General features: G+C 58.8%; 24 protein-coding genes and 1 riboswitch. Of the genes, 15 read left to right on the forward strand and 9 right to left on the reverse strand.

Annotation, left to right across the window (positions count from 1 at the left end; all coding sequences use genetic code 11):
• Nucleotides 1-58 precede the first annotated feature (58 nt).
• Nucleotides 59-163, reverse strand: a riboswitch (Fluoride riboswitch).
• A gap of 46 nt (nt 164-209) precedes the next feature.
• Together ACVWZG_RS00080 and hisIE are read right to left on the reverse strand one after the other, a co-directional pair.
• Nucleotides 210-851 carry a DUF1997 domain-containing protein gene (locus tag ACVWZG_RS00080; RefSeq protein ID WP_457404747.1) on the reverse strand — a complete coding sequence of 214 codons (642 nt, stop codon included), beginning with the start codon at nt 849-851 and terminating at the stop codon, nt 210-212.
• A 7-nt stretch (nt 852-858) separates the two neighbouring features.
• On the reverse strand, nt 859-1,482 hold the full coding sequence (hisIE, locus tag ACVWZG_RS00085; protein ID WP_457404750.1) for a bifunctional phosphoribosyl-AMP cyclohydrolase/phosphoribosyl-ATP diphosphatase HisIE: 624 nt from the start codon (nt 1,480-1,482) through the stop codon (nt 859-861).
• 278 nt (nt 1,483-1,760) lie between these two features.
• Here hisIE and ACVWZG_RS00090 point away from each other — a divergent pair, with 278 nt between their 5' ends.
• The 10 genes from ACVWZG_RS00090 to ACVWZG_RS00135 are packed head-to-tail and all read left to right on the forward strand — an operon-like array spanning nt 1,761 to nt 9,762.
• Complete coding sequence (locus ACVWZG_RS00090) at nt 1,761-2,552, forward strand: phosphonate ABC transporter ATP-binding protein (RefSeq protein WP_414388969.1); 792 nt, start codon at nt 1,761-1,763, stop codon at nt 2,550-2,552.
• 46 nt (nt 2,553-2,598) lie between these two features.
• Nucleotides 2,599-3,495, forward strand: coding sequence for a phosphonate ABC transporter substrate-binding protein (gene phnD, locus ACVWZG_RS00095; RefSeq protein WP_457404753.1), 897 nt, complete (start codon nt 2,599-2,601; stop codon nt 3,493-3,495).
• On the forward strand, nt 3,464-4,282 hold the full coding sequence (gene phnE / locus ACVWZG_RS00100) for a phosphonate ABC transporter, permease protein PhnE (RefSeq protein ID WP_414342146.1): 819 nt from the start codon (nt 3,464-3,466) through the stop codon (nt 4,280-4,282). The genes phnD and phnE overlap by 32 nt, the downstream gene beginning before the upstream one ends.
• 9 nt (nt 4,283-4,291) lie before the next feature.
• Nucleotides 4,292-4,711 carry a phosphonate C-P lyase system protein PhnG gene (gene phnG, locus ACVWZG_RS00105; protein WP_011431834.1) on the forward strand — a complete coding sequence of 140 codons (420 nt, stop codon included), beginning with the start codon at nt 4,292-4,294 and terminating at the stop codon, nt 4,709-4,711.
• Entirely contained in the window at nt 4,708-5,289 is a 582-nt protein-coding gene (gene phnH, locus ACVWZG_RS00110; RefSeq protein WP_049749546.1) for a phosphonate C-P lyase system protein PhnH, read from the forward strand. The genes phnG and phnH overlap by 4 nt, the downstream gene beginning before the upstream one ends.
• Nucleotides 5,274-6,326, forward strand: a complete 1,053-nt coding sequence (locus ACVWZG_RS00115; protein WP_011431836.1) for a carbon-phosphorus lyase complex subunit PhnI — start codon at nt 5,274-5,276, stop codon at nt 6,324-6,326. Before phnH ends, ACVWZG_RS00115 begins: the two co-directional genes overlap by 16 nt.
• A complete protein-coding gene (locus ACVWZG_RS00120) occupies nt 6,310-7,176 on the forward strand; it encodes an alpha-D-ribose 1-methylphosphonate 5-phosphate C-P-lyase PhnJ (RefSeq protein WP_457404756.1) in 867 nt (288 codons plus the stop codon). Before ACVWZG_RS00115 ends, ACVWZG_RS00120 begins: the two co-directional genes overlap by 17 nt.
• Nucleotides 7,169-7,936, forward strand: coding sequence for an ATP-binding cassette domain-containing protein (locus tag ACVWZG_RS00125; protein WP_457388101.1), 768 nt, complete (start codon nt 7,169-7,171; stop codon nt 7,934-7,936). Before ACVWZG_RS00120 ends, ACVWZG_RS00125 begins: the two co-directional genes overlap by 8 nt.
• Nucleotides 7,937-7,946: 10 nt before the next feature.
• Entirely contained in the window at nt 7,947-8,642 is a 696-nt protein-coding gene (locus ACVWZG_RS00130; protein WP_011431839.1) for an ATP-binding cassette domain-containing protein, read from the forward strand.
• Nucleotides 8,623-9,762, forward strand: coding sequence for an alpha-D-ribose 1-methylphosphonate 5-triphosphate diphosphatase (locus tag ACVWZG_RS00135; protein WP_457404759.1), 1,140 nt, complete (start codon nt 8,623-8,625; stop codon nt 9,760-9,762). Before ACVWZG_RS00130 ends, ACVWZG_RS00135 begins: the two co-directional genes overlap by 20 nt.
• Before the next feature lie 40 nt (nt 9,763-9,802).
• Here ACVWZG_RS00135 and ACVWZG_RS00140 read toward each other — a convergent pair whose 3' ends face one another.
• On the reverse strand, nt 9,803-12,157 hold the full coding sequence (locus ACVWZG_RS00140) for a polysaccharide deacetylase family protein (protein WP_457404762.1): 2,355 nt from the start codon (nt 12,155-12,157) through the stop codon (nt 9,803-9,805).
• A gap of 266 nt (nt 12,158-12,423) precedes the next feature.
• A complete protein-coding gene (locus ACVWZG_RS00145; RefSeq protein WP_457404765.1) occupies nt 12,424-12,915 on the reverse strand; it encodes a phycobilisome linker polypeptide in 492 nt (163 codons plus the stop codon).
• Between the two features lie 239 nt (nt 12,916-13,154).
• Between ACVWZG_RS00145 and ACVWZG_RS00150 the strand changes: the two genes are divergently transcribed.
• Nucleotides 13,155-13,709 (forward strand): DUF4079 domain-containing protein, encoded by a 555-nt coding sequence (locus tag ACVWZG_RS00150; protein WP_011431843.1) that lies wholly within the window; start codon nt 13,155-13,157, stop codon nt 13,707-13,709.
• Between the two features lie 33 nt (nt 13,710-13,742).
• Here the strand turns inward: ACVWZG_RS00150 and ACVWZG_RS00155 are convergent, their stop codons facing one another.
• Entirely contained in the window at nt 13,743-14,504 is a 762-nt protein-coding gene (locus ACVWZG_RS00155; RefSeq protein ID WP_414342134.1) for an E3 ubiquitin ligase family protein, read from the reverse strand.
• Nucleotides 14,505-15,445: 941 nt separating this feature from the next.
• Between ACVWZG_RS00155 and ACVWZG_RS00160 the strand changes: the two genes are divergently transcribed.
• Nucleotides 15,446-15,595 carry a hypothetical protein gene (locus tag ACVWZG_RS00160; RefSeq protein ID WP_187147255.1) on the forward strand — a complete coding sequence of 50 codons (150 nt, stop codon included), beginning with the start codon at nt 15,446-15,448 and terminating at the stop codon, nt 15,593-15,595.
• 63 nt (nt 15,596-15,658) lie between these two features.
• Here ACVWZG_RS00160 and ACVWZG_RS00165 read toward each other — a convergent pair whose 3' ends face one another.
• Nucleotides 15,659-16,351, reverse strand: coding sequence for a response regulator transcription factor (locus tag ACVWZG_RS00165; protein ID WP_457404767.1), 693 nt, complete (start codon nt 16,349-16,351; stop codon nt 15,659-15,661).
• 207 nt (nt 16,352-16,558) lie between these two features.
• On the opposite strand from ACVWZG_RS00165, the gene ACVWZG_RS00170 reads away from it, so the two are divergent.
• Complete coding sequence (locus ACVWZG_RS00170; protein WP_414408014.1) at nt 16,559-17,332, forward strand: Uma2 family endonuclease; 774 nt, start codon at nt 16,559-16,561, stop codon at nt 17,330-17,332.
• 8 nt (nt 17,333-17,340) lie between these two features.
• Here the strand turns inward: ACVWZG_RS00170 and ACVWZG_RS00175 are convergent, their stop codons facing one another.
• A complete protein-coding gene (locus ACVWZG_RS00175) occupies nt 17,341-18,522 on the reverse strand; it encodes a glycosyltransferase (RefSeq protein WP_457404768.1) in 1,182 nt (393 codons plus the stop codon).
• A gap of 153 nt (nt 18,523-18,675) precedes the next feature.
• On the opposite strand from ACVWZG_RS00175, the gene ACVWZG_RS00180 reads away from it, so the two are divergent.
• The gene (locus tag ACVWZG_RS00180; protein WP_457404771.1) at nt 18,676-19,023 is read left to right on the forward strand and encodes an STAS domain-containing protein; all 348 of its coding nucleotides are present in this window, start codon (nt 18,676-18,678) and stop codon (nt 19,021-19,023) included.
• 79 nt (nt 19,024-19,102) lie between these two features.
• Here the strand turns inward: ACVWZG_RS00180 and ACVWZG_RS00185 are convergent, their stop codons facing one another.
• On the reverse strand, nt 19,103-19,927 hold the full coding sequence (locus ACVWZG_RS00185) for a tetratricopeptide repeat protein (protein ID WP_457404773.1): 825 nt from the start codon (nt 19,925-19,927) through the stop codon (nt 19,103-19,105).
• Nucleotides 19,928-20,074: 147 nt separating this feature from the next.
• Between ACVWZG_RS00185 and ACVWZG_RS00190 the strand changes: the two genes are divergently transcribed.
• Entirely contained in the window at nt 20,075-21,133 is a 1,059-nt protein-coding gene (locus ACVWZG_RS00190; RefSeq protein ID WP_457415139.1) for a 2Fe-2S iron-sulfur cluster-binding protein, read from the forward strand.
• Nucleotides 21,134-21,142: 9 nt separating this feature from the next.
• Here the strand turns inward: ACVWZG_RS00190 and ACVWZG_RS00195 are convergent, their stop codons facing one another.
• A complete protein-coding gene (locus tag ACVWZG_RS00195) occupies nt 21,143-22,924 on the reverse strand; it encodes an NADPH-dependent assimilatory sulfite reductase hemoprotein subunit (protein ID WP_457404777.1) in 1,782 nt (593 codons plus the stop codon).
• Nucleotides 22,925-22,949: the final 25 nt, after the last annotated feature.

Here is a 22,949-nt window from a genome sequence, read left to right on the forward strand (position 1 = left end):
GAGAGCCTCTGGGGAGTGCGGACGCAAAGCCAAAAACTCCTACCCCCTGGATACCCCCAGAAGTGTAGGAGTCATCAGCCTCAGCCTTGGATGTCAGAACAATCCCAGAAGAATTCTGAATCGGTGCGAGGCGGTTGCGGTGAACTCCATCACCGGTTGCCAGAGCAAGGCTCAAAAGCCGACCGGCAACTGATCCCGCTTGCAGGGTATCATGCTTTCTCTTCCACAACAACTAGGCGATAGGGGCAATCTGTACGGCCAATGGAGCGGTAGAAATCCCGGCAGACATTGTCGGTAAAGCGATCGCTGAGGCCGCGGGTTACCTGCTGCACCACTTGATGGGCCACTCGACAAACCAACTTGCGGGGCAGAACCTGCAAAAACCTGGGCAAAGCCAGCCAGATCTCCAGATGAAGAGCCCAGTGAACACGGGTGGTGGGCAGGTCTTTCAGGGATCCCTGCAGCTCCTCCAGCTGGAAATCGGCTTGGCAGCTGACCCGGTAAGGCATTCCTTCATCGCCGGGCAACTCAATCGAGGTCAGACAAAACCGGTAATCTTTATCCGGCCAGATCCTCACCCCAAAACTGGGCTCCAGCTCAAACCCAAGGCCGCCCATGCGAAAAAACTGCAGCCGGTAGGTCTCGGCGGACAAAGCTTCCACCTGCAACGGCCTAAAGCACCGCTGGATCCACTGGGCGTGGCCTCTTAGGTAACGGGCCAAGGTCTCCCGATCCGTCTCCAGATCCACTTGTCCACACCGCGTGGCTCGCAAATCCAGGTGGGCTTTGTCCAGGGAGGGATCCCAAGAGGACGGAGAGGGATCTGCGGGAGCACCGCCTTCGGGGGACATGGCCCTTTCACTTGGCGGAACGGCGGGCTTGGAGCTGGCGATAGACATCCCTAACATCTACCTGATAGTGAGCAAGGGCCACGAGGCAGTGGTACCAGAGATCGGCCATCTCACGGGCCAAAGCCACGCGGTCTTGATCCTTAGCCGCCATCACCACCTCAGCCGTCTCCTCGCCAAGTTTCTTCAAAATGGCATTTTCCCCCTTGGCTAGCAAGCTGCTGGTGTAGGAATCGGGACAGGGATCCGCCTGGCGGGCCTTGACCACGGCAAACACCTGCGACAGGGTATCGGCTGCTGGAAGGGGATCCCCTTGCAAAGGGCGAAAGAAACAGCTCCGCGCTCCTGTGTGGCACGCTGCATCCCCCACCTGCTCCACCAGGATAACCAGGGCGTCGCCGTCGCAGTCGTAGCGGATTTGTTTGACCCACTGCACATGGCCAGAAGTTTCCCCCTTGGGCCACAACGCCTGCCGCGAGCGGCTCCAAAACCAGGTGCGGCCTGTTTCCAGGGTTTTTTGCAGCGACTCCCGGTTCATCCAGGCCACCATCAGCACCGTCCCATCCAGGTAGTCCTGCACAATGGCCGGGATCAGGCCCTGTTCGTTGTAGCTGAGGCTGCCTAACCAAGCCATCTCCTCCGGTGAAAGGGCTCTGGGGGACTGCCAAGAGAGGCCCGAGATCACAGCAGCAGCCATAAGGGTTTGGCAGAAAACCAATCGAGATTATTAGCAGGATAGCAGAGCAAGCTCTCCCAGGGGTACCTCCAAGAGCGCCCTCCAGGCCAAAGCCAGTTTCGAGAAGCCATTGAGAAGTCCTGCTGCCCAGGCCAGCAAAGCTTAACTTGGTTTTAACTTCAGTATCAGGCCAATCTGCTAAGTTTGTTACCGGTTTTCCCGCCGTGAGGTAGCTTATGCGCATCCAAGTCGAGAACCTTTGGGTTGCCTTCAAAAACAAGGTTGCCCTAAGGGAGGTTTACCTTGACCTATTTGGCGATGGAGCGCAGGTTGTGGCCTTGATCGGACCTTCGGGAGCAGGAAAGTCGACCTTTCTTAGGCTTTTGAAAGGGATGGTCAAGCTCAGCGGCGGAAAAGTTTGGGTTGATTCTCTTCCTCTCCATGAAGGCCAAAGGGATGCCCTGCAACAGCTGCGCAGGCGCACGGCCATGGTCTACCAGACCTTTCAACTCATCGGGCGCCTGACGGTTCTGGAAAACGTTCTTGTTGGGCGTCTGCCTCACCTGAGTCCCATTCGGGGTCTTTTCAAGCACTTTTCTGTTCAGGATTTGGCCAAGGCGGAAAAGCTGCTGGAAGAGGTAGGGTTGCTAGAGCATGCCTGGCAAAGGGCCGACGCTCTCTCAGGGGGGCAGCAGCAGCGAGTGGGTATTGCTCGCGCCTTGATCCAGGAGCCAGCCCTGATTCTGGCCGACGAGCCCATTTCGGCTTTGGATCCTAAAAATGCAAAGGTAATTATGGAGCTGCTGCTGGGAGCGGTGCGCCGCCAGGGGATTCCGTTGCTGGTTACCCTGCACCACCTAGAAATGGTGCGCCATTACGCCGATCGAGTCGTTGCTTTCAAGGAGGGCCAGGTTTTCTTCAATGGGCCGCTTTCCGATTTTACCTCTGAAAAGGAAAAGGAGCTCTACTTTGGGGAGAAGGAAACCCACGAGGCAAGCGAATGGTTTTCCTCAACCTTGATGGTCTAACAAGATCCACCTTCAACCGCAAGTTAACTGCAAAGGAGAAAACCTTATGCGGAGAAGAAAAATTCTGTTCCTTGCTGCCTTCCTCATGGGAATTTCCAGCTGGGTTCCAGGGCTGGCTCAGAAGCAAAACTGGCCCAAGGAGCTGGTGATTGCTGAAGTACCGGTGGAGAGTGCTGCCGATTACGAAGCTCGCTATGCTCCCTTTTTGGATTATCTCAAACAAAAACTGGGGATCCCCGTCCGCCTGTTTGTGGCCGGTGACTACACGGCGGTGATGGTCTCCCAGGCACAAGGCCAAACTCACGTAGCTTTCTACGGCCCTGGCTCCTACATAGATGCCATTGAAAAGGCCAACGCTCCCATTGAAGCGTTCGTGAAAGAGGACTCGCTGCGCTCGGGTACCGTTTATCACTCCTTGATACTTTCCAAGAAAGGCAGTGGCATCAAAACTCTAGAAGACGCCAAGGGCAAAGATTTTGCTTTCGTCGACCCAGAGAGCACCTCTGGCTTCAAGGTGCCCATGGCCCACTTCTGTCTTGAGGCCAAAATCAAACCCAAGGAGTATTTCAAGCGGGTAGTTTTTGCTGGCAACCACGAGTCGGTCATCTTGGGGATAGCTCAGGGAACCATTCCCGTTGGTGTAACCTGGGATACCGGGATCAGCCTTGCCACCAACAAGGGGCAGATCAAAGGCATAGAGGACTTTGAGGTCATCTGGAGATCGGATCCCATTCCTTCCTCTCCCTGGGCCTACCGTAAAGATCTGCCAGAGGATCTCAAGGAGGCCTTGCGCACGGTCTATCTGGAGTACGAAAACACGCCGGAGGGTCAGAAATGGCTGGAGGCTCGTGGGCTGAAGGGCTTTGAGCCGGCTAGCGACGCAGATTACGATCCCTTCCGCAAGGTCAACGATGCTCTTAAGAAACCTGAGTGCCAACTCTAGGAGACTTCCCCCCCTGCCAGCAGAGCTTAAGCGCAGGGAGCTGAGCACGGTTGTGCTGTATGGGGGGGTTTTTCTCGCTCTCTTGCTGACGGCGGAGCCTGCCGGGATCTCGCCAGGAAAGTTGTTAGCTGGCTTGGGGAGGAGTGCGGCCTTCTTGGCTCGCTTCTTTCCTCCCAGCTTTTACTTCTTGCCCAACTTCCTTTACTCCCTGTTGCAAACCCTGATGATGGCCCTCTGGGGCACCTTCCTGGCCACTTTTCTCACGGTTCCCTTGGCCTTCCTGGGATCCAGAAATGTCATGCGTTCCCCTGCGGTTTACCTGCTTGTGCGCGGGCTCATGGATGTCCTCAGGGGGCTCAATGAACTGGTCTTGGCATTGGTTTTTGTGGCCGCAATTGGCCTAGGACCCTTGCCAGGGATCCTAGCTTTGACCCTGCACACGGCGGGTGTGGCAGGCAAGCTCCTCTCAGAGGCCATCGAGACAGTAGATATGAAGCAGGTGGAGGCGGTAGAGGCTACAGGTTCCCACCCTCTCCTGGTTATTGCCTATGGCTTCTGGCCACAAGTGGCTCCTGCCTTTTACTCCAGCACTCTCTACCTTTTTGAGGTTAACGTGCGCTCGGCAACGGTCTTGGGCTTGGTGGGGGCAGGGGGCATTGGGTTTGATTTGATGCAGACCATACGAGCCTTTCGCTTTCAAGATGCGGCCACGGTTGTTCTGCTGATTCTGCTGGCTGTATTTACAATTGACAAAGTTTCGGCGCGGATCCGCCAGACCCTGATTTAGGAGGCTGGGATGCAGCCCCTAGAGATGCTAGAGCTGTTGCAGGAGGCCCCCGAGAAGGAGGTGCTGGCTTTGGCGCGGGAGGTCAGGCCTGCTCTGGGATCCAGCCAAAAGCTCAGGGAAGGGGCAGGGCTGCTGGCGCTCCCCTTTGAGGACTCCCGCACGGGGACGCCCTTCTACGTGGGAGAAGTGCTGGTCTACGAGGTCTGGCTGCGCTTTCCAAAAAAGGGAGTAGAAGGATACGGGATGGTGCTGGGGGAAAAGCCGCGTCTGGCGCGCGCCCTGGCCTACCTAGACGCCGCTCTGCAGGCGGGAATTGCTGTGGAGAAGATCCAGGCTTTGGCGCTAGCGGCTCAGAAGGATCTTCAAGAAGAAGACGAGCGCCTCTGGCGCAAGGTAGCTGCAACTCGCCTGGAGGTGGAGACTCTGTGAGCCTGGGGATGTCCAAAGCCTACGGCCCCACACCGGGACTGGCAGAAAAGCAAAGCCAGCAGGTCTTCCGGGCGTTGGTTAGGGCGTTGAGCTACCCTGGCCGTCTGGAGAGCTTTCCCGCTCGCTCCCTTCGCCAAGCCTTTCGCCTCATTGGGCTGACGCTGGTGGATGGCAATGTAGGGGTTTGGGCGCCAAGCTGGCTGCTGTCGGATTTGCGTGGGCAGGATCCCCGGCCTGTGGCTTTGGAGGCTGCTGACTTTGTCTTTGCCGAGCAGCTGGAGAGTTTGCCCGCTGGCCCAGACAGCCTTTTGGCTCTCAAAAGAGGCACCCACCTTGAGCCTGAAGCGGGAGCGACCCTTATCCTGGGGGCCCCCTTGGGCCGGGGATCCCCTGTGTTGCTCAGAGGGCCCGGCATAGCTGGGGAGATCCAGTTGGCTGTAGGCTTGCCCTCTCTGTTTTGGCAGCTGCGCTCCCAGATCCTGGCCTACCCGCTGGGAGTGGACATCCTGTTAACTGACGGCCCCCAAGTGGTAGGCTTACCCCGAAGCGTGGAGGTGGGTGGATGGGCTATGTCGTAGCGCGGGGCAGCCAAGAGGCCATTCTCAATGCCGAGGCCCTTTTTCGCGAGCTGTTGTCAGCGGCAGAAGCCAAAAGCAGGCGAGGCCGGACAAAGCAGCTGGCTGGGCTGCCCTATCTCCTGGATCATGTGATGGCAGAGGCGGGGCTGTGGGCTCCGGAGCTGGCGGCCACTGCCCTTGTGCAGACAGGGGGGGACCTCTACGAGGCCCTGCTGCTTCTGAGAGCACACCGGACTACTCTCCCCCGCCTAGGGAAAGCCCAGCTGCAGAAAAAGGAAGATCTCCTGCTGGTGCGTCGGCTTTCCTCGGCTTTCAAGAGCATTCCCGGCGGCCAGGTCTTGGGGCCCACCCTAGACTACAGCCTGCGTCTTTTGGGCTTTTCTGAAAGCCCCCCGCTAGAGCCGGCGGCCGTGGCTGCTGCCCAGCACTATCCTTCTGTGCGCAGCTGGCTGAGGGAGCAAGGTCTGCTGGAAGAAGATCCCACGGCAGAGCAGCAAGCCAGTAGCCCTGCTCCAGGGGAAGAGATTCCCGACTTGACGCGGCAGCCACTGCTGTTTCCAGCGCCGCGGGCCCACCGCCTGCAAGCTTTGGCCAGGGGAGATACGGGGGGACTTCTGGCTCTGGCCTACAGCGCCATGCGCGCCTACAACGTCCACACCCACCCAACGGTTGCCGAGTTGGGCGTGGGCTATCTCGAGGTACGCGCCTTTCATCCTGTGCGGGGGGGAAGCTTTCGCCTGGGGCGGATCCGCCTGGTCTTTACTGAGGTGGTGGGACACGGAGAAAAAGGATACCGCTTGGGCTTTGCCGCTAGCCTGGGTTGGAACGAGGGGCGGGCCATCGCTGGCGCCATGCTGGATTTGGAAATGGATCGCCCCAGCCATCCGGCTCGCAGCGAGGAGTTTGTCCTGGTGCATACGGATCCCGTGGAGGCCTCCGGCTTTGCCCTCCACTACAAGCTACCCCACTACGTAACCTTTCTCAGCAACTGGATGAGCCACTTCCAAAAGGAGGCCTCCCTTGAAACCCAAGCATAGCTATGCCTACCTGGATCCGGAGGCCAAGCGAGAAATTCGGCGCAAGGTTCTCAAGGCCCTGGCCATACCGGGCCATCAAGTTCCCTTTGCTAGCCGGGAAATGCCGCTGGCTCGCGGCTGGGGCACAGGGGGATTGCAGCTTACGCTCAGCCTGGTGGGGCCGCAGGACGTGGTGAAGGTCATTGACCAGGGGGCCGATGACTCTGTCAATGCCGCCAACTTGCGCCGCTTCATTGCCCAGGTCAGCGGCGCTCGAACAACCACCGACACGCTGGAGGCCACCCTCATCCAAAGCCGCCACCGCATCCCCGAGGAGCGGCTCCAAGAAGGTCAAATCCTAATCCTGCAAGTTCCCATCCCTGAGCCTCTGCGCTATGTGGAGCCCTCTGACGCCAGGGCGCGGGAGCTACATGCCCTGGGCGACTATAGCCTGCTGTGGGTGGATCTTTTTGAGGAGCACCTACGCCACGGCCAGAGCCGCAAGGGAGCGGCCTACCCAGTTCTGGTCCATAGGCGCTATGGGATGGATCCCAGCCCTCTGCCCCGCTGGGATCTGCCCAAGCTGCATCTGGCAGCCCATATCACCCTCTTTGGGGCCGGGCGGGAGAAGCGGCTCTATGCCGTCCCTCCCTACACCCGGGTGGAGCCCTTGGCCTTTGTGGATCGGCCCTTCCAGCCGGAGCCCATTTTGGGATCCTGCCGTCGCAGCGGTTGCCGCCACGTCTTCCTCAACGCCATTCCCCAAGAAGATGGCAGCTTGGCCTATGAAATCTCCGACCAGGGCTATATGGAAAAGCTGCTGGCCGGGAAAACGAGCGGTCCTCTATTTGTGGAGAAAGAGCATGGCTGAGGAGACCCCCCTTCTGGAGCTGGTCAAGGTTTGCAAAGCCTACGGGGATCGCTGGGCGCTTAAGAACGTCAGCCTCAAGCTCTATCCCCAAGAGGTGCTGGGGGTGGTGGGAGCTTCCGGCAGTGGCAAGACTACTCTTCTGAAGATCCTTTACCTTCAGGAGACAGCCCAGGGGGAGTATCGGCTAAACGTGCCGGGTTGGGAGGGACGTAACCTGCTGTTGCTCTCTCGCTACGAGCAGCCTGCGGCGCGGCACTACCTGGCCATGGTCTATCAGGATGCCGCCCAGGCCCTGCGCATGGGCTTTGCGGCCCTGACTAATGTTGCGGAGCCCCTTGTCCTTAGAGAAGAACGGCGGTTTGGAGTGCTGGCAGCGGAGGCGCAGGAGGCTTTGGAGCGAGCCGATTTTCCTTTAGAGCGAGCCGGGGATCCCCCAGCTTCTCTTTCGGGAGGAGAGCGCCAGCGGGTACAGATTGCCAAAGCTTTAGTCCAAAAGCCTCTGGCTGTTCTTTTGGACGAGCCCACCACCGGTTTGGATTTGCTGGTGCAGGCCACCTTTCTGGATACTCTGCGCCGCCTCAAGCGGCAGTTGGGGATGAGCCTCATCCTAGTAAGCCACGATCTCTCGGTCGTGAGGGCTGTGGCGGATCGAATTGTGGTGTTGTACCAGGGGGAGGTAGTGGAGGAGGGATTGGCCGACCAAGTGCTGGAGGATCCTCGCCACCCCTTTACCCAGGATCTGGTTGCCGCAAGACTTTAGGAAGGGCAAGGTGTTGCAGGTCGTTAACTTAGAAAAACGGTTCTTTCTTCACCGACTGGGGCGAGAGGTTCTGGCCTTCCAGCAGGTGAGCTTTTCCCTGCAAGCCGGAGAGTTTTTGCTGCTGGAGGGCCCCAACGGCTCTGGCAAGTCTTCTCTACTGCGAACCCTCTACCGCAGCTATTGGCCTACGGCAGGACAAGCCCTCCTGCAGACCCCTCTGGGAACGGTGGATCTGGCCCGCTTAGGGGATCGCGAGGTGTTAGCAATCCGCCGCGAGCGCATCGGCTACGTCAGCCAGTTTCTGGATCCCAGGCCCCGCACCACGGCCTTGGAGCTGGTTGCGGAGCCCTTGCTGTGGCAGGGAGTAGCGGAAAACCAAGCGCGACATCGAGCAGCAGAGCTGCTCCTGGAGCTGGGTCTGAAGCCAGAGTTGCTGGAGACTTTTCCAACCAGCTTCTCGGGGGGCGAGAAACAGAAAGTCAACTTGGCTCGCTCTCTCATCCACCCCTATCCGCTGCTGCTTCTGGACGAGCCCACCGCCAGCTTGGATACTGCAGCCAAGTTGGCCTTGCGAGAACGCCTACGAGCCTTGAAGCAGCAGGGAACAGCTATCATTGGCGTTTTTCACTCCTTAGACGATGTGTCGGGTTTGGTTGACAAAACCTATTCCCTGGAGGTGAGGGCAAATGTGGCTAGCAGGGCCTAAGCTAGTTCTCCCCGATGGTGTCCTCCCGGTGGGATCCCTGCGGCTGGAGGGGGAGCGGATTGCCGAGATTCGGCAGGGGCAAGTGGGGGAAGGGATCCCTTTGCGAGGACTTACCCTGGTGCCCGGCGTAGTCGACCTCCATACCGATAGCCTGGAGCCCGAGCTGGAGCCACGCCCAGGGGTACAGCTGGCGGTGGACATGGCCTTGGGGATTTGGGAAAACCGAGCTTTGGCGGCGGGGATTACCACTGCCTTTGTAACTCTGTCCTTTTGGGAAGGCCTGCCTGGCTGGCGCAGCCCAGAAACGGCCTTGGCTATGGCAGAGCAGTTGGTGGCGCTGCGTTCCCAGCTGGCTCTGGACTTGAGGATCCACGCTCGCTATGAACTCTCGCGCCCCTTGGGAGCAGCAGCTGTTCGCCAAGCTCTCAGCCAAGGCTGGGTGGATCTCCTTTCCTTCATGGACCACACCCCCGGCCAAGGCCAATTCCGGACGCCGGAGGACTACATCCACTACATGGCTCGCCAGCTGGCCCGGCCTTCCGAGGAGGTTGCCGCTAGTTTGGCGGCCAAGGCGGGGGAGGAGACCTTGCAGAGCTTTGCCCAATTGGCTCAGCAAGCGCAAGCTTTGGGGGTACCTTTGGCTTCCCACGACGACGACTGCCCCGCCAAGGTTCAGTTAATGGCCAAGATGGGCCTGAAAATTAGCGAGTTTCCGGTTACCCTAGCAGCAGCTTTGGAAGCGCGGAAACTGGGCCTGCTGGTGGTCATGGGGGCTCCCAATGCCCTGAGGGGCTCCTCCCATGTCGGCAATCTCTCCGCTTCGGAGGCTCTACAAGTAGGAGCCCTAGGCGCCTTGGCCACTGACTACTCCCCCGCTTCAGCCTTGAGGGCTGCCTTTGCCTTGGCGGAGAAGCAGCTGCTGGATCTGCCCCAAGCCATAGCTTTGGTCACTCACAACCCTGCCCAGGCGGTTGGTCTGCAGGATCGGGGAGCCCTTCGCCCAGGCCTAAGAGCCGATCTAGTGGTGCTGCGGGAGAAACCCTTCCAGGTTATGGGTGTATTCGTTGCCAGCAGGCCCGTCTTTCTCAGAGATAGCCTCTGTTGGAGGGGGGTCTTCTAGGCTTCCCGCCAAGGCCTAGGTTGGAAGGCGAAGACAAAACTTAGTCCTGCCCGAAGGCAACCCTGGGCAGCAGTTTCCGGGTTGGCTTGCACTCCAGGGACAGGGCAGGCCGTTCTAAGCGCGTATCCACCAGTACCGAGGGAGAGGCCAAGTTAACGCGCTCCAGCAGACGCCGCAGCAGTTGAGCATCGATGATGTCCACCCCTTGGCGGGCTGTCGCCGTTCCGGCCACCAGGGGGGTAGGGGTGGCTGGAAGGGGGGATCCCATCTCAGTGCGCTCAGGTGCAGCCAGCACCAATTCCGCCATTGCCTGGGCCACCTCTTGACCATACACCCCATCGGGGCCAGAGGGGAGCAGATCCAGCCGTCCCTGCTGAGCGGCCAAACGGCTCAACCCCAGTTGCACAGCTACCACCGCTGCCCCCCGATCCCCCCGCCTCAACGTGCGTTGGCCGGCCAGAATGCTCTTGAGTTGGGCTTTGGCCGCCTCTTGCTCGCTGCCGGGCAAAAGTTGCACCAGCCCCTCCAGCCGATCTCCCTCAGAGCCAGCCTTGGCCTCGGGAAGGGGATCCCTGGCCCAGAGGCGGTTCATGTCGTAGAGCAAGATGGCATGGGGCACAGGACGGCTGGGCTGGTTGGGACCGGCATGGCCGGTGGCGAGGATCTCCCCTTGGTAGACCAGGGAGGTGCTAAAGCCAGAGTCCAGCAGCACGGCTTCCCGGATCCCGGTTTTGGGCAGCAGACTGGCCAGGATGGCGGCGTTGACGTGGGTTTTGGTAACTCCGATCACCACCCGCTCCTGGTCATCTACCCCAAAGAAAGCTCTGGGGCGAAACTCAGCAGCGCTGGCAAGGCGGAACGAGTTGATCTCCGCCGGAGAGAGGGCATGGCCATCCTTAACCAGCCATAGACCGGCCACAAACAGATCCGTGACATCCGGCATCAACTGGCGGATGTTCTCCAAGTGGGTCATGGTGTCGGGATCAAAGGGCACAAAGCGGAGGCGATCCCTGCCCAGCAGCACCAGCGGCCGGCCGCGGATTGCCTGGTCATCTTCGGGACGACCGGGGATGAAGGTCTTGTGGTTGGCAGCCATCGCCGGCCCCACCATGACGTTGCTGGCGGAGTTGATCCAGGGGATGGAGAAGAAGCTGCCGTTAATGCCAGCATCGGCCTGGTAGCGCTGGACCAACGTCCTGACTTCGTAGCGCCGTTCTGCGTGCACTGTGGCTGCCCGTCCGCCGCGGATGGTGAGCACCCGCACCCCGTCAATGATCTCGTCGGTCAGAGCCAGAGGCTGCGTCACATCCAGCCAGTAGTCGAGGCTGCGGCTGAGGCTAAAGGTGCGGGCGCCAAGAATGGCCTCGGTGAGGCGAAACTGGTTAAAGCGCCGCACCTCCAGCAAGTTGGGCGATTGTCCTGTAAAACCGGGATCCATCGTAAAAGACATCCGGTAACCGGCATCGGCCAGGTATTGCTTCACCCGCTCGTCCCGGTTGCCTTCGGGATAGGCGAAGTAGTGGATGGGGTGGCCCAGCTCCTGCTCCAACTTGGCCTTGCAGTCAAACACCTCTCGCCGTAGGCGGGCATCGTCTAGCACCCGCAGATCAGGAGGATGGTTGACGGTATGGGCGGCAAAGTCGATCAGCCCGCTGGCATCCATCTCCCGCATCTGATCCCAGGTGAAGTGATCCTTGCTGGTGGGCACGCCGACAAAGCCGGTTTGCACAAAGTAGGTGGCGGGGTAGTTGTACTCCTTCAAAAGGGGGTAGGCGTTCTCGTACAGGCCCAGGTAGGCGTCGTCAAAAGTGAGCAAAATGGCTTTTTCGGGCAAGGGATCTCCGTCCCGCAGGTGTTTGTACAGTTGGTCGATGTGGATGGGGGTCAACCCCGCCTGCTTAATGGCCTCAAAGTGTTGCCGCAGCTCCGCCGCCGTAGTGTCGAACCAGACCTGCTTGCGGCCAGCCACCACATCGTGATACATGATGGCGGGCACATAAGAAAGGCTGGCCAAGGGATCCAAAGCAAAGGGATCCCGCTCCAGTTGGGTCTCTAAGGAGATGGGCAAGCGCTGTTGAGCCGCTTTAGCGTGGGCGCGGGGGGCAGGGATCTCCGCTAGAGGTGGCGAGAGCCCCGGCAGGCGGCTGACCCAGTCGGGATGAGCAGTTGCCCAGGCCACCAGGGCCCCAGCCCCAAATCCCAGCAGGATCACCAGCAAGCTTAAGAAGGGGAGTAACCTCGGTCGAGACTTGGCCAGCGGACGTCGAGAGGAAGAGGAAAAGCTCTGTCGTGGAGTGGGCGAGGGGTACGGCTGGGATCCCCTTGCTGACCCAAAGCCTGCATGGCCTTGGGGCATCGACCCTCCCAAGCGCGTCGGCTGTCGTCGAGATGTCATGGCCTCACTCCCCACTCCCAATTGCAAAAGCTCAGCCCTCGCCGGAACGCCTTTTCCTACCCAAAGCCCACCCCCAGGACAGCAGGAAAAGGCAGCCTTCCAGGCAACGGCAAAACCAACGCCAGCCTACCACCCCATCCTCAGGTTGGGGATAGGGGAGAAATCGCCGCATGCTTTCTACAGGAATCCCTCGTTGAAATTGTTTGAACCAGAATGGCCTGGACGGGTGGCCTGAAAGAACCCAGAACCTCCCAGGAAGCCGCCCGCTACTCAAGGGTGCTTAGCAGATTGGACTCGGCAATGCTGACGATCTTGCCTCCCATTTGGGTGATCCGTTTCACTTCTTGGGAAAGGCGGCTGAAGGGCACTTTGTACTCGACAACACTTCTGCGCACACCTCCTCCCACGAGGCCGGATACCTTGATGGCGAAGATTTTATCGCTATTGGGCAGCCCTCCTTCTGAGCTGCTGGCCTGAGCAACCTCTGGTTCTGGAGCCGATGCCACCTGAGGCGCCGTGGTGACGCTCTCCCGCTCCAGGAGTAGCCGCCAGCTGCGGGGATAGGCAGGCGCCAAACGATAGACCACCTTATAGGAGCCGGCTATGTGGTCATCCTCGGCCTCCACCTTCACCACAGTTCCCGCTGGAATGTCCAGCTTGGCCCCCTTAGACATGACTTTAATTCCCGGCCAATTGGTGGGCACATCCGTCAGCAGCTCGACCTCAAAGGCTTGATCCCCCAACAACAACTTGGCCATCTCAACAACTCCGTTTTGCTCAGCACTCAGTGGCGAGAGAGCCGCTCACAGCCACAGCTTTACCGTCAGACATTCTACCGCTGCCAGGTGCCCACCAGAAGCTTCCCGCTGGCATGGGTCAGCTGACGTCCTCCCTTCAACGAATTGAGGGAGATCACTGATGTCCTCCCATTCTAGAATTGGGGTGTTGTAGATTTGTTAAGCAGCTGTAGATTTATTGCGGAGGTAGAGGGAGCGCCATGAACCTGTTGAGCTTGGCCTTGCCGGATCTGTCGGCAGCTTCGGATGGGTTAGCCGCCACCTTGCAGCCCGTAGCCCAGTTTTTTGCCGGCCTTAACTTGCCCCAACCCATTGTGCAATGGGGTCACCCCTTGATGATGGGGATCGTGGTGGTGGTGATGGGCAGCTTTGTCGGCCTGACTGGGTGGCGAGGACGGGCCTTGCGTCTGGCAGCCGCCTCCACAGCGCCAGAGGGATCCCTGCCGGAAGCGGCCCAGAAGCCTCTGCTTGACCACCGCAAATTGGCCCCCTGGATGGCCACCTTCATTGCCTTGGGCTACACTGGCGGCCTTCTTTCTCTGGTGATGCAAGGGAAGCCCCTGTTGAGCAGCCCCCATTTTTGGACGGGATCCCTGGTGTTGCTGTTGTTGGCGGTGAATGGAGCTTTGTCCCTCAGCGGCTTTGGGGGCAACCGCGCTGCTTTGCGCACCACCCATGCCTATGTGGGCAGCCTCATTCTATGTGTACTGTTTGCCCATGCCCTGCTTGGGCTCAAGCTGGGTTTGTCGTTGTGAGTGGCAGTAGGCTTCCCTCTGCCTGGGCAGGAACTAGCGATAAGGCTGCAGGGATTGCAGCAGGTGGAGCACGGTGAAAATGCCGATACCCAGCAGGACGACGGATCCCACCAGGTAGCTGCTGGCATTGGAGCGCTGCTCTTCCAAGAGGGCTTCAGGGGATTTGGGGGCAATCATAAACCTTTCCCCAGAAAGGGGTTTTCGGATCACGGGATCCCCTGCCTCAAAACGCACCTGCCCCATGGTAAACGCCATCGCATCCACCGGAATCACCCATTCCTTATAGATAAAAGCTCGGGTGGAGCGATTTTCTGTTCTCACTCCGGAAAGGTAGCGCTTGAGATTGAAGTTGAACCGGCTGGGCCCTTTTCCTGGAAAAATATGCTCATCCACAACCGACATAGCCTCTATCTCCGCACCTGTGGGATCCACCCTCACCCTTCCAGTTTCGTCTTCGATGAAAAAAGGGATCTGGCGAACCACCGAGTGAAGGGTTTCGTCTCTCGTTCTCGTCTCTCTTTCAAGGAGATATTCCCGACCTGTGCTCGGATCGTAATACACGTTGGCGTAGTGTTTTTGGGGAGAGCTTACTTCGGAAAACGGCGATTTTTGAGGATAGCCTGGAGAGCCAAGCTGCTGGGGGTAGTCGGGGTAACCAGGCTTTTTCTGGAAAGAACCGGAACCGGGGTAGCCAGGGTTGGGCTTTTGTGGAAAAGAATTAGAGTAGTCGGGATCAACCCTTTTCTGAAAAGAACCGGAGTCAGAGTAGCCCAAGCCGGGCTTTTTCCCGACCATCTCCCCCGGATAGGATTTTGCTCGGGATCCCAAGCGTAGAGCGTTCTGATATTCGCCTTCGCTGATCCGTTCGCTATACGCTACATCGCCTCGGCTATTCAAATACCTTCGATAGCATTCGATCTCGTCATACTCCCAAGAGATCTCAGACTTGTAGTAGACGCAAGGCTGTCGCGAAAGTTCCGATACCAAAGGCCGATCGCACACAACCCTGCCGTAAACTTGAGCCAAGTTTGCTCCTTTTGCCTGGGGGTTGGTCTGACCGAGATGGCGAAGCTCGGCTATCTTGAGCAACCGAGTTGCAGAGAGCTGTTGAACCAACCTTTGGGAGCGCAAATACTCAACAAACGAAAACAGAGAGGCAGGAAGACAAAGCAGACCAAGCAGCATCAGCCAGTTCATAAAGGCCTTCCTTTCCGGGGGTGGGAGTGAAGTTGGCCTCATGCTAGCAGTTACCTGTGAAACAGGATTTAAGAGAAGTTTAAGGCAATCCCGAATGCGGGCAGTTCCAAACTTTACCAAGAAGCTAGGCCTGAAGCCCCGCCCTTCCAGGACGGCTTTTGCCCTGTTAGACCTGCGATAAGATACACCCACGCTGGTCAGAGAAGCCAAACTCCTCAACGCCACTCCAGCGCAGTACCAAGCCTTGGATGACAGAGTACACCGGCCAGGTGGTGGGGCTGGATGTGGGCGACAGCAGTGGGCAAGCTGTGCCGTGTCTCCAGTTTTTGCGTCGTGCCGAAAGGAGATTGAAGCAACAGCAAAGAAGACTGAGCAGAAAGTTAGGCCCACGGCCCGCTGGCGTGAATAGGAAGGGGGTAAAACCTCAATACAGCAACTACCACAAGTAGAGGAAGCGGCTTGGCGAGGTACACTTCAACCAAATCAAAGTCTGGCGCCAGCGTAGAGACCGGGTTATTGAGCTAGCCCAGTGTGTGGGAATGTCTCACGACATTGTGGTTTATGAGGACTTGCAGGTGCAGAACTTGGTGAGAAATCACCACTTGGCCAAGTCTTTCACGCTAGCGGCGCGGAGCGCTTGGGGGAACGACTGGGGAGATAGGCACCGCCGTCGTGGAGGGGAAACCTGATACAGCTAAGTGCTGTCGCAGAACCAGGAACCAGAATCCTTGCTCTTTGGGGCGGGGGGCATGTCAATCGCGCAACACGTAGCCTACCCCGCGCACCGTCTGGATAAGGCGCTTCTCCCCTGGGCCTTCGATCTTGAGGCGCAAGTAGCGAATATAGACCTCGATGATATTGGAGTCGCCCGTGAAGTCGCAGCCCCACACATGCTCTAAGATCTGTTGGCGGGTGAGCACCTGACGGGGGTGTTCCATCAAGTAGCGCAACAGGTCGTATTCTTTGGCCGTCAGCTCCACCTGTCGCTCTCCCCGGGTTACCTCCCGCGTTACGGGATCCAGGGTCAGATCCATGAACACCAACTGGCCGTCGCGGGATCGCCTTGGCTGCCGCAAATAGATCCGTATCCGAGACAGCAGCTCCTGAATGCTGAAAGGCTTGACCACGTAGTCATCCGCCCCAGCGTCCAAGCTTGCTGCCCGATCCGCCACCTCATCTCTGGCGGTCATCAGCACCACGGGCACGCGGTTGCCCGTTGAGCGCAGTCGCCGACAAATTTCCAAACCTGAGATGCCGGGCAACATCCAGTCCAACAGCACCAAGTCGGGGTTTTGGTCGCAGGCTGCCCTCAACCCGGCCATGCCATCGCTGGCTACGCTGACTCGATATCCCTCACAGGTCAGCTCCGTTTCCACAAAACGAGCCAGCTTAGCTTCATCTTCGATCACCAGAATGTGGGCAGAAGAGGGTTCAGGCTCTGGCATACGCTCTCTTGCTGAATCCAAGGAAGACGCCGAAAAACTTGCTCATTGCCCCCAAGCATATCTCAACCGTATGGATTGGCAGTCGAGATGACTGAATCCGTCCTAGCCTGCAACAGCCTTGTGGAATTGCCTGGGGTTGATATCAGCAAGTGCTTTGAGTTATTCAAAAGGCATTCATGTACCTTATCACCATGGGTATCCTCAGCCATGACCCTCTCTCCTGTTCGGCTCACCCCGCCCCTACCTCCCATTCGATGGGAAAAACTGCCGGAAGACTTTCCCTTGCCGGATGAGCCTGTGGAAAGCACCTTACAGCCCCTTTTGGCTGCTGCTCTGCGTGAGGCATTGGAACTCGCTCAGATGATCCCTGCCCAGGCTTTGATCGCCTCCAACTTTGGCCTTTGCAGCACTGTCGGGGACAAGGTGGTGGTGAAAGCCCCCGACTGGGTTTATGTGCCCGCAGTACAGCCGATTCCCGAAGGAGAGATCCGCCGCAGCTATACCCCACACTTAGAAGGGAATCCCCCGGCGATTGTGATGGAATTCATCTCCGAAACCGAGGGCGGCGAGTACTCCATCAATCCCCACTATCCCTATGGAAAATGGTATTTCTACGAGCGCATTTTGCAGGTGCCTGTCTATGTAATCTTTCATCCCAAAACCGGTGAGCTGGATGTCTACCGCCTGGAGAATGGCCGCTATACCCCTGTATCGGCGGATGAAAACCGTCGCTACTGGATCCCGGAGATTGGCTTGTTTTTGGGGGTGTGGCGGGGACAAAAAGCCGAGACCAAAGCCAACTGGTTGCGGTGGTGGACTGCCGATGGGAATTTGCTCCTATGGGGAATCGAACAGGTAGAGCAGGAGCGGCAGCGGGCCGAAGCGGCAGAAGCAGCCCTCGAACAGGCCCGTCTGGAACAGCAGCGCCTAGCCGCGAAATTGCGGGAGTTGGGCGTGGATCCCGAGGCAATAGCCGATTGAGGGCTCTCCTAGTAGGTGCGCCCTCGCCAAGACCGGGGTCGGCTGAGGGCAGATAGGATTATCCGCAGAACGGCCAAGGGATCCGCCAGAGGCGACATCCAGAACGTCCAAGGGGGATCCTGATAGGAGCCGCGAATGCCCAGCAGTACACCTAAGCGCAGAATCAGTAAGCCTAGGTTAAGCCCCAGCAGCACCTGCTCCGTCAGGGAAAAGGGAAACCCCATCCCGGCTTTGCCCAACAGCCCTACAACCACCGGCCCAGGGATCCCTTGGGTGAGGACGAGGAGAGCTATATCCCCCCACAACTGGGCCACAGGGGTGGCATCTTTCAAATCGAGGGATCGGCCCCACTCTCGCCAAGTTTCGCCAAAAGAAGTGTACATGCGCACCTTGAGCAGGTGCCGACCGTCGTAAAAAGCTACTTTAAAGCCGGCTGCCGCAATCTGCCGCACCAAGGTGACATCGTCACAGAAGGAGGCCCGCGCCAGCGTGTAGCCGTTCATGGCTTCCAGCACCGACCGGCGCACTAGCATACATTGCCCATTGGCCATCGTCCGTTCCGGCAGGGTGGCGGTGTCTCCGGCGGCCCCGTAGCGGTAGATCAGGGTCACCAAAAGAGCCGGCTGCAGCCAGCCTTCCCCCCAGTGCTGCAGGATAAACTGCGGTGCCAGGGTGATCAGGTCGAGCCTTTGGGCCTGGGCGGTTTCCAGCAGGCGCTCCACCAAGCCTGGCTGGGGACGGGTATCGGCATCAATGCCCAGGATCCACTCAGAGGCCGGATCCGACTGGAGAAACCCATAGTGCAAGGCCCAGGGGCGGCCCACCCATCCGCCGGGGAGGGGATCGTCGGTCAGCAGGCGAAAGCGGGGATCCCGCTTGGCCATCTGCAGCACTTTTTCGGGGGTGTCATCTTGGGAGCGGCTGTCCACCACCAGCACCTCTCGCAGGACGGATCCCTGTTGGTGTAATCCTTCTAGGCAGGGATCGATGCGCTCGGCTTCGTTGAGGGTGGGCAACAACACGCTGACCAAGCCCGGCTGCAAAGGGATCCCCGGCTGACCGGGAGGCAGGGGGGAAGGGCGCCGCAAAGAGGGCAGCAGCCGCGCCAGCAGCACCGCCAGCATCGGCACTTGCATGACCAGTAGGCTCAGGGCGGCAGCATCTCCAGCCCAGGCAGGGATCCCGTTCATGCCAGTTCTAACCTGCAAGAGAGAAGTGTCCAAGAATGCTTGCAAGAGAAGCCCAGTGAGGACAAACTCATACTCATGGTGATTTAGCAATTCAAAATCAGTCTGGTTGCATCGTGCCTGTGCCCATTCCCCCTCAAACCTGACGGGCTTTTCATGGATGTCTTCATCCAGCTCAGCCACAAGGGATCCCTTGTTACGGTTGTGAAATTGCACAGTGAAAGGCTCAACGCCGCCATTGCCCGCGAGGTACGGAAAGAGCTAAGCCAAATTCTCACCGAGAAACCGGGGCATTTCTTGTTGGATCTCAGTCAAGTGAGTCTGATCGACAGCGTAGGGCTGTCTGTTTTGGTCGGAGCGCATCGCCATTGCCGCACTTTAGGCTATCAACTCAAGTTCTGCGGCCTGCAGGAGCAGGTCAAGCTGCTCTTCTCCATCACCGGCTTGGATGCCATTTACGAGATCTACCCCTCTGTAGAAAAGGCACTTGAGTCTTTTCCGTAGCTCTCCCTATCGGGTCAACTGAGAACCGTCAGGGATCAGCTTCTCAACACCTGGATTAGCCTAACGGTTGAAAACCTGCTCAGGGGGAGGGGTTGCTGTTTTGGTTCTCGACCGTCTGGGGCCGGTTCACCTGAGCATAAATCTCTGCTTGCTGCTGGATTTGCTCCCGAACTTGGGGCGGGGCCAGCCGGGCCGCTTGCTCAAACAGCTCAGGCGCTTTTGCCCGTAGGTTTTCATCGGTGGCGGAGCTGAGGGCTATGGCTTTGCCGAGCACGGGAGTGAAATCACTGGGATCCGCCGCAATCAACTTGTCGTAGAGGACTACAGCTTTCTCAGTCTGGTTGTTGCGGGCGTAGACAAAAGCCAAGCGCAAACGCACATCATTATCTTCCGGCACTTCTTCAAGATGCTTCTCCAGTAGGGCAATGGCCTCAGAGGTGCGGCCCAGGGTTAGCTGCACATCCACCAACTGCTGCAGCACCTGGCCATCTTTGGGATCCCTGTCGTGAAGGAGCTGGAGCTGTTCTAACGCCCCTTCAAAATCCCCCGTATCCTGTTGGATTTGGGCCAAAAAAGCTCGCAGTTGCCGATTTTCGGGCTCCAGTTCCACCAGCTTCTTCAGCGGCTCGATTGCCCCTTGCGGCTCGTTCAATTGCAGTTGGGTGTCGATCAACCCCCGCAGGGCAATGGGGTTATCCGGCTCCCGCTCCAGCACGACGCGATAGCCGTCTGCCTGGGCCCGCAGTTGCTCGGTTACCAGGCTGGCCTCTGGAGATTCGGAAGGCCCGAGGGCCTGGAATAGCGGGCCAAAGGAGAAGCCCAAGAAAGTTACCGTGCCCACCACCAGCAGCAAAATGTTGAGGAGCTTGCGGGCTGGGGATTCTTGGGGTTTGGACTGAGGCATAAAGGGCTCGCGCAGAAGACTCCTCTGTACTCTATCATCGGCGCCGGGGCAGGCTGCGGGGTGAGGTTACCCAATACCCAAAACTTTTGAAAACAGCATCCAAGGGGAGGGCAATGCCGTACTGAATTTAGGTAGTGCTGAATCTTTTTGCCACCCCTCACTCCCCTTTTAACCATGCAGATCACCTGTCAGCCGGATAACCTCACCTTTGAAGCCAATCCCCTGCTCACGGTTCTGGAAAATCTGCTCAAGGCGGGGGTGCGCCATGTCCATGCCTGTGGGGGCAATGCCGCCTGCTCCACCTGTCGCATCCTGATTTTGGAAGGCAGCCAAAACTGCCGCAGCATGACTCCTGCCGAGAAGAGGTTGGCCCAACGGCTGGATCTTCCCGTGCATATTCGTCTGGCCTGTCAAACCCGCATCACTGGAGATGTCACCCTGCAACGGCTGGTGATCGATAAAGCAGATGTGGAAGTGGCCCAACATCAATTGCAGGCCCATTCGGTCGGCAGCCAAGTCACCGCCGCCATTCTCAGCGCTTCCCTGCGGGGGACGGCCAACTTCGACGAGGAGAACTTTCCCTACGATGTTGTCTACACCTTGGGTCGCTACTTCGCCCAAATGGGGGCCTTGGTGCAGCAACATGGGGGAGTACTGGCCAACCAGAGTGGGCTGAGAAGTCTGGCTTTGTTTGGTCTCAAACAACCCGAGCTGGCCATACAGCAGGCGCTGCAGGCGGGATTGGCGCTTGGACAGTCGGTGGCGGAGTTGAATAGGTCTCTGCGGCAACTCTCCTACCCCCAGGTTAAGCTCACCCTCGGGATCCACTACGGCCCAGTCCTTTTGCTGCCCCTCGATCCCCAAGATCCGCAGCGGTTGTCCGCCTTCGGGAAGTCGGTTCAGTTTGCCACCTGGCTGGAGTCGGTTGAGGATGTTTCGCAAGGGGGGGAACAGTCTGAGGAACAGAGCTCCCGGTTGCTCATCTCGGCAGCTGTGTATCGAGCCGTGGAAGGGCAACTCCTGCAGGTGGAGCCTCTTTCGGTGAAACCCGTTCCCAACGCCAAACCCATCCGAGTTTACAGGGTGCACCCTGACCAAGTTAGCTTGCCGGCTGGCGAGGAGGAAGCTCCAGAAGCAGCCAAGCCCGAACCGATTGGATGGCTGGAAGCGCTCCGGGAATGGCTACAGGCTTGGTCTCGTTTTTGAGGGATCCCTTCAGGCAAAAACGCCATCCCTTTGCTGAACTTGGGCCTGCAAATAGGGGATCCCCATCCGGTGGCAGTAGTCGCCGAAGCTCTCGCCAGGACGGCGCTCCTGCTTGTAGACCTGCAGGAGAACTCTCATGAGCGGCACGATCTGGCTGATGTGTACCCGATCCTGAAACACTTGCGCCAGGCGCTCCCCCTGCGGGCTGGCTCCCAGCCAAATCTGGTAGTAGCCATCGGGGGCGGATCCCACCAATCCCAGCTCGGCCAGGTAGGGTCGGGCACAGCCGTTGGGGCAGCCGGTCATGCGCACCAAAAAGGGCGAATCCTGCAGATCCAGCTCCTGCAACAGCCGATCCAACTGGCGAACCAGCCCCGGCAAAGCCCGCTCCGACTCGGTAATCGCCAACCCACAGGTGGGCAGGGCAGGGCAGGCCATCGACAGCCGCACCAGTTGGGGGATCTCTTCTTTGGAGAGCACCCCGTGGGATTTGAGGATCTGGTTGATGGCATCCCGCTGCTGCTCCGCAATGTCGATGAAAAGTAAATCCTGAGTGGGGGTCAGCCGCACGTGCAGAGAAAAGGCTTCCACAATCCGGCGCAGTGCCGTCTTGAGCTGTCGCTCTGGGGTGTCCTGGATGCGGCCATTTTCGATGGAAATGCCCAAAAACCAACGGCCATCCCCCTGCTCGTGCCAGCCTAGGTAGTCGTCGCTGTTGGGGACAAACTTGGGCATGCGCCGGAAGGGCAACAACTTCTCCCCCAGGTACTGCTCGACCACACGGCGAAACTTGCGGATCCCCCAGTCTCTCACCAAGTATTTCAACCGCGCCTGCTTGCGGTCGTAGCGGTTGCCGTAGTCTCGCTGCACGGCCAAAACCGCCTGGCAAACCCGATACACCGCCTCCGGAGGGGCAAAGCAGAGCTTCTGGGCCAGCAAGGGCTGGGTTTCTTCCTTGCCGTGAGTGCGTCCCATCCCGCCACCTACCACGATGTTGAAGCCCTTGAGGTTGCCCTTGCGGTCGGTGAGCACAATCAAGCCCAGGTCCTGGGAGTACACATCTACCGTGTTTTCCCCGGCTACGGTGATGGCTGTCTTGAACTTGCGGGGCAAATAGACGGGGCCATACAGAGGTTCTGGCCCCTCCAGGCGCACCCCGTTGCCCACAAACTGCTCTGCTTCCCGCACTTCCTCATCCACCGGCGGGATGGGAATGGGCTCGCCATCCACCCAGATCTCGTAGTAGGCAGAGGTCTTCGGAGCCAACAGATCCGCCAGCTTGCGGGCATACTCTTGGGCATAGCGATAGGCAGGGCGATTTTTGTAGGGGGCAACCGGTGCCATCACGTTGCGGTTGACATCGCCGCAGGCGGCCAGGGTGGATCCCATCTGCTTGAGAATGCTGGCTATGGTGGCCTTGAGGTTTTTCTTGAGGATCCCGTGTAGCTGAAACGTCTGCCGCGTTGTGGCTCGCAGGGTGCCATTGCCGTACTCATCGGCCAGCCGATCCAGGGTCAAGTAAAGCTGGGGGGGCACGTGTCCCCCTGGGATGCGGGTGCGCAACATCATCGAATAGGCCCGCTCCAGCCCCTCCTGCTTTCGCTGCTGCCGCCGATCCCGGTCGTCCTGCTGGTAAGCCCCGTGAAACTTCAGCACCTGCACCGCTGCTTCGCTGAAGTGGGTGGTGTCTTGGGCCAGCTCCTGCTGAAGGGGATCCCGTAGAAAGTGGCTGTCTGCCTTGATCTGCTCCACCTTGGAACGCTTGGCCTCGGATGGGATCATGGGGGGCATTGATAATCTCCAGTAAACCGGTCGG

The sequence above is a fragment of the Thermostichus sp. OS-CIW-33 genome, from assembly GCF_054059615.1.

Coding starts and splice junctions, on each gene's coding strand:
- ACVWZG_RS00160 (WP_187147255.1), top strand. CDS start 15,446: ATGTCTCACGACATTGTGGTTTATGAGGACTTGCAGGTGCAGAACTTG.
- ACVWZG_RS00195 (WP_457404777.1), bottom strand. CDS start 22,924: ATGCCCCCCATGATCCCATCCGAGGCCAAGCGTTCCAAGGTGGAGCAG.
- ACVWZG_RS00135 (WP_457404759.1), top strand. CDS start 8,623: ATGTGGCTAGCAGGGCCTAAGCTAGTTCTCCCCGATGGTGTCCTCCCG.
- ACVWZG_RS00145 (WP_457404765.1), bottom strand. CDS start 12,915: ATGGCCAAGTTGTTGTTGGGGGATCAAGCCTTTGAGGTCGAGCTGCTG.
- ACVWZG_RS00125 (WP_457388101.1), top strand. CDS start 7,169: ATGGCTGAGGAGACCCCCCTTCTGGAGCTGGTCAAGGTTTGCAAAGCC.
- ACVWZG_RS00140 (WP_457404762.1), bottom strand. CDS start 12,157: ATGACATCTCGACGACAGCCGACGCGCTTGGGAGGGTCGATGCCCCAA.
- ACVWZG_RS00155 (WP_414342134.1), bottom strand. CDS start 14,504: ATGGTCGGGAAAAAGCCCGGCTTGGGCTACTCTGACTCCGGTTCTTTT.
- phnG (WP_011431834.1), top strand. CDS start 4,292: ATGCAGCCCCTAGAGATGCTAGAGCTGTTGCAGGAGGCCCCCGAGAAG.
- ACVWZG_RS00180 (WP_457404771.1), top strand. CDS start 18,676: ATGGATGTCTTCATCCAGCTCAGCCACAAGGGATCCCTTGTTACGGTT.
- ACVWZG_RS00115 (WP_011431836.1), top strand. CDS start 5,274: ATGGGCTATGTCGTAGCGCGGGGCAGCCAAGAGGCCATTCTCAATGCC.
- hisIE (WP_457404750.1), bottom strand. CDS start 1,482: ATGGCTTGGTTAGGCAGCCTCAGCTACAACGAACAGGGCCTGATCCCG.
- ACVWZG_RS00170 (WP_414408014.1), top strand. CDS start 16,559: ATGACCCTCTCTCCTGTTCGGCTCACCCCGCCCCTACCTCCCATTCGA.
- ACVWZG_RS00080 (WP_457404747.1), bottom strand. CDS start 851: ATGTCCCCCGAAGGCGGTGCTCCCGCAGATCCCTCTCCGTCCTCTTGG.
- ACVWZG_RS00175 (WP_457404768.1), bottom strand. CDS start 18,522: ATGAACGGGATCCCTGCCTGGGCTGGAGATGCTGCCGCCCTGAGCCTA.
- ACVWZG_RS00185 (WP_457404773.1), bottom strand. CDS start 19,927: ATGCCTCAGTCCAAACCCCAAGAATCCCCAGCCCGCAAGCTCCTCAAC.
- ACVWZG_RS00090 (WP_414388969.1), top strand. CDS start 1,761: ATGCGCATCCAAGTCGAGAACCTTTGGGTTGCCTTCAAAAACAAGGTT.
- ACVWZG_RS00150 (WP_011431843.1), top strand. CDS start 13,155: ATGAACCTGTTGAGCTTGGCCTTGCCGGATCTGTCGGCAGCTTCGGAT.
- phnE (WP_414342146.1), top strand. CDS start 3,464: ATGCTCTTAAGAAACCTGAGTGCCAACTCTAGGAGACTTCCCCCCCTG.
- ACVWZG_RS00165 (WP_457404767.1), bottom strand. CDS start 16,351: ATGCCAGAGCCTGAACCCTCTTCTGCCCACATTCTGGTGATCGAAGAT.
- phnD (WP_457404753.1), top strand. CDS start 2,599: ATGCGGAGAAGAAAAATTCTGTTCCTTGCTGCCTTCCTCATGGGAATT.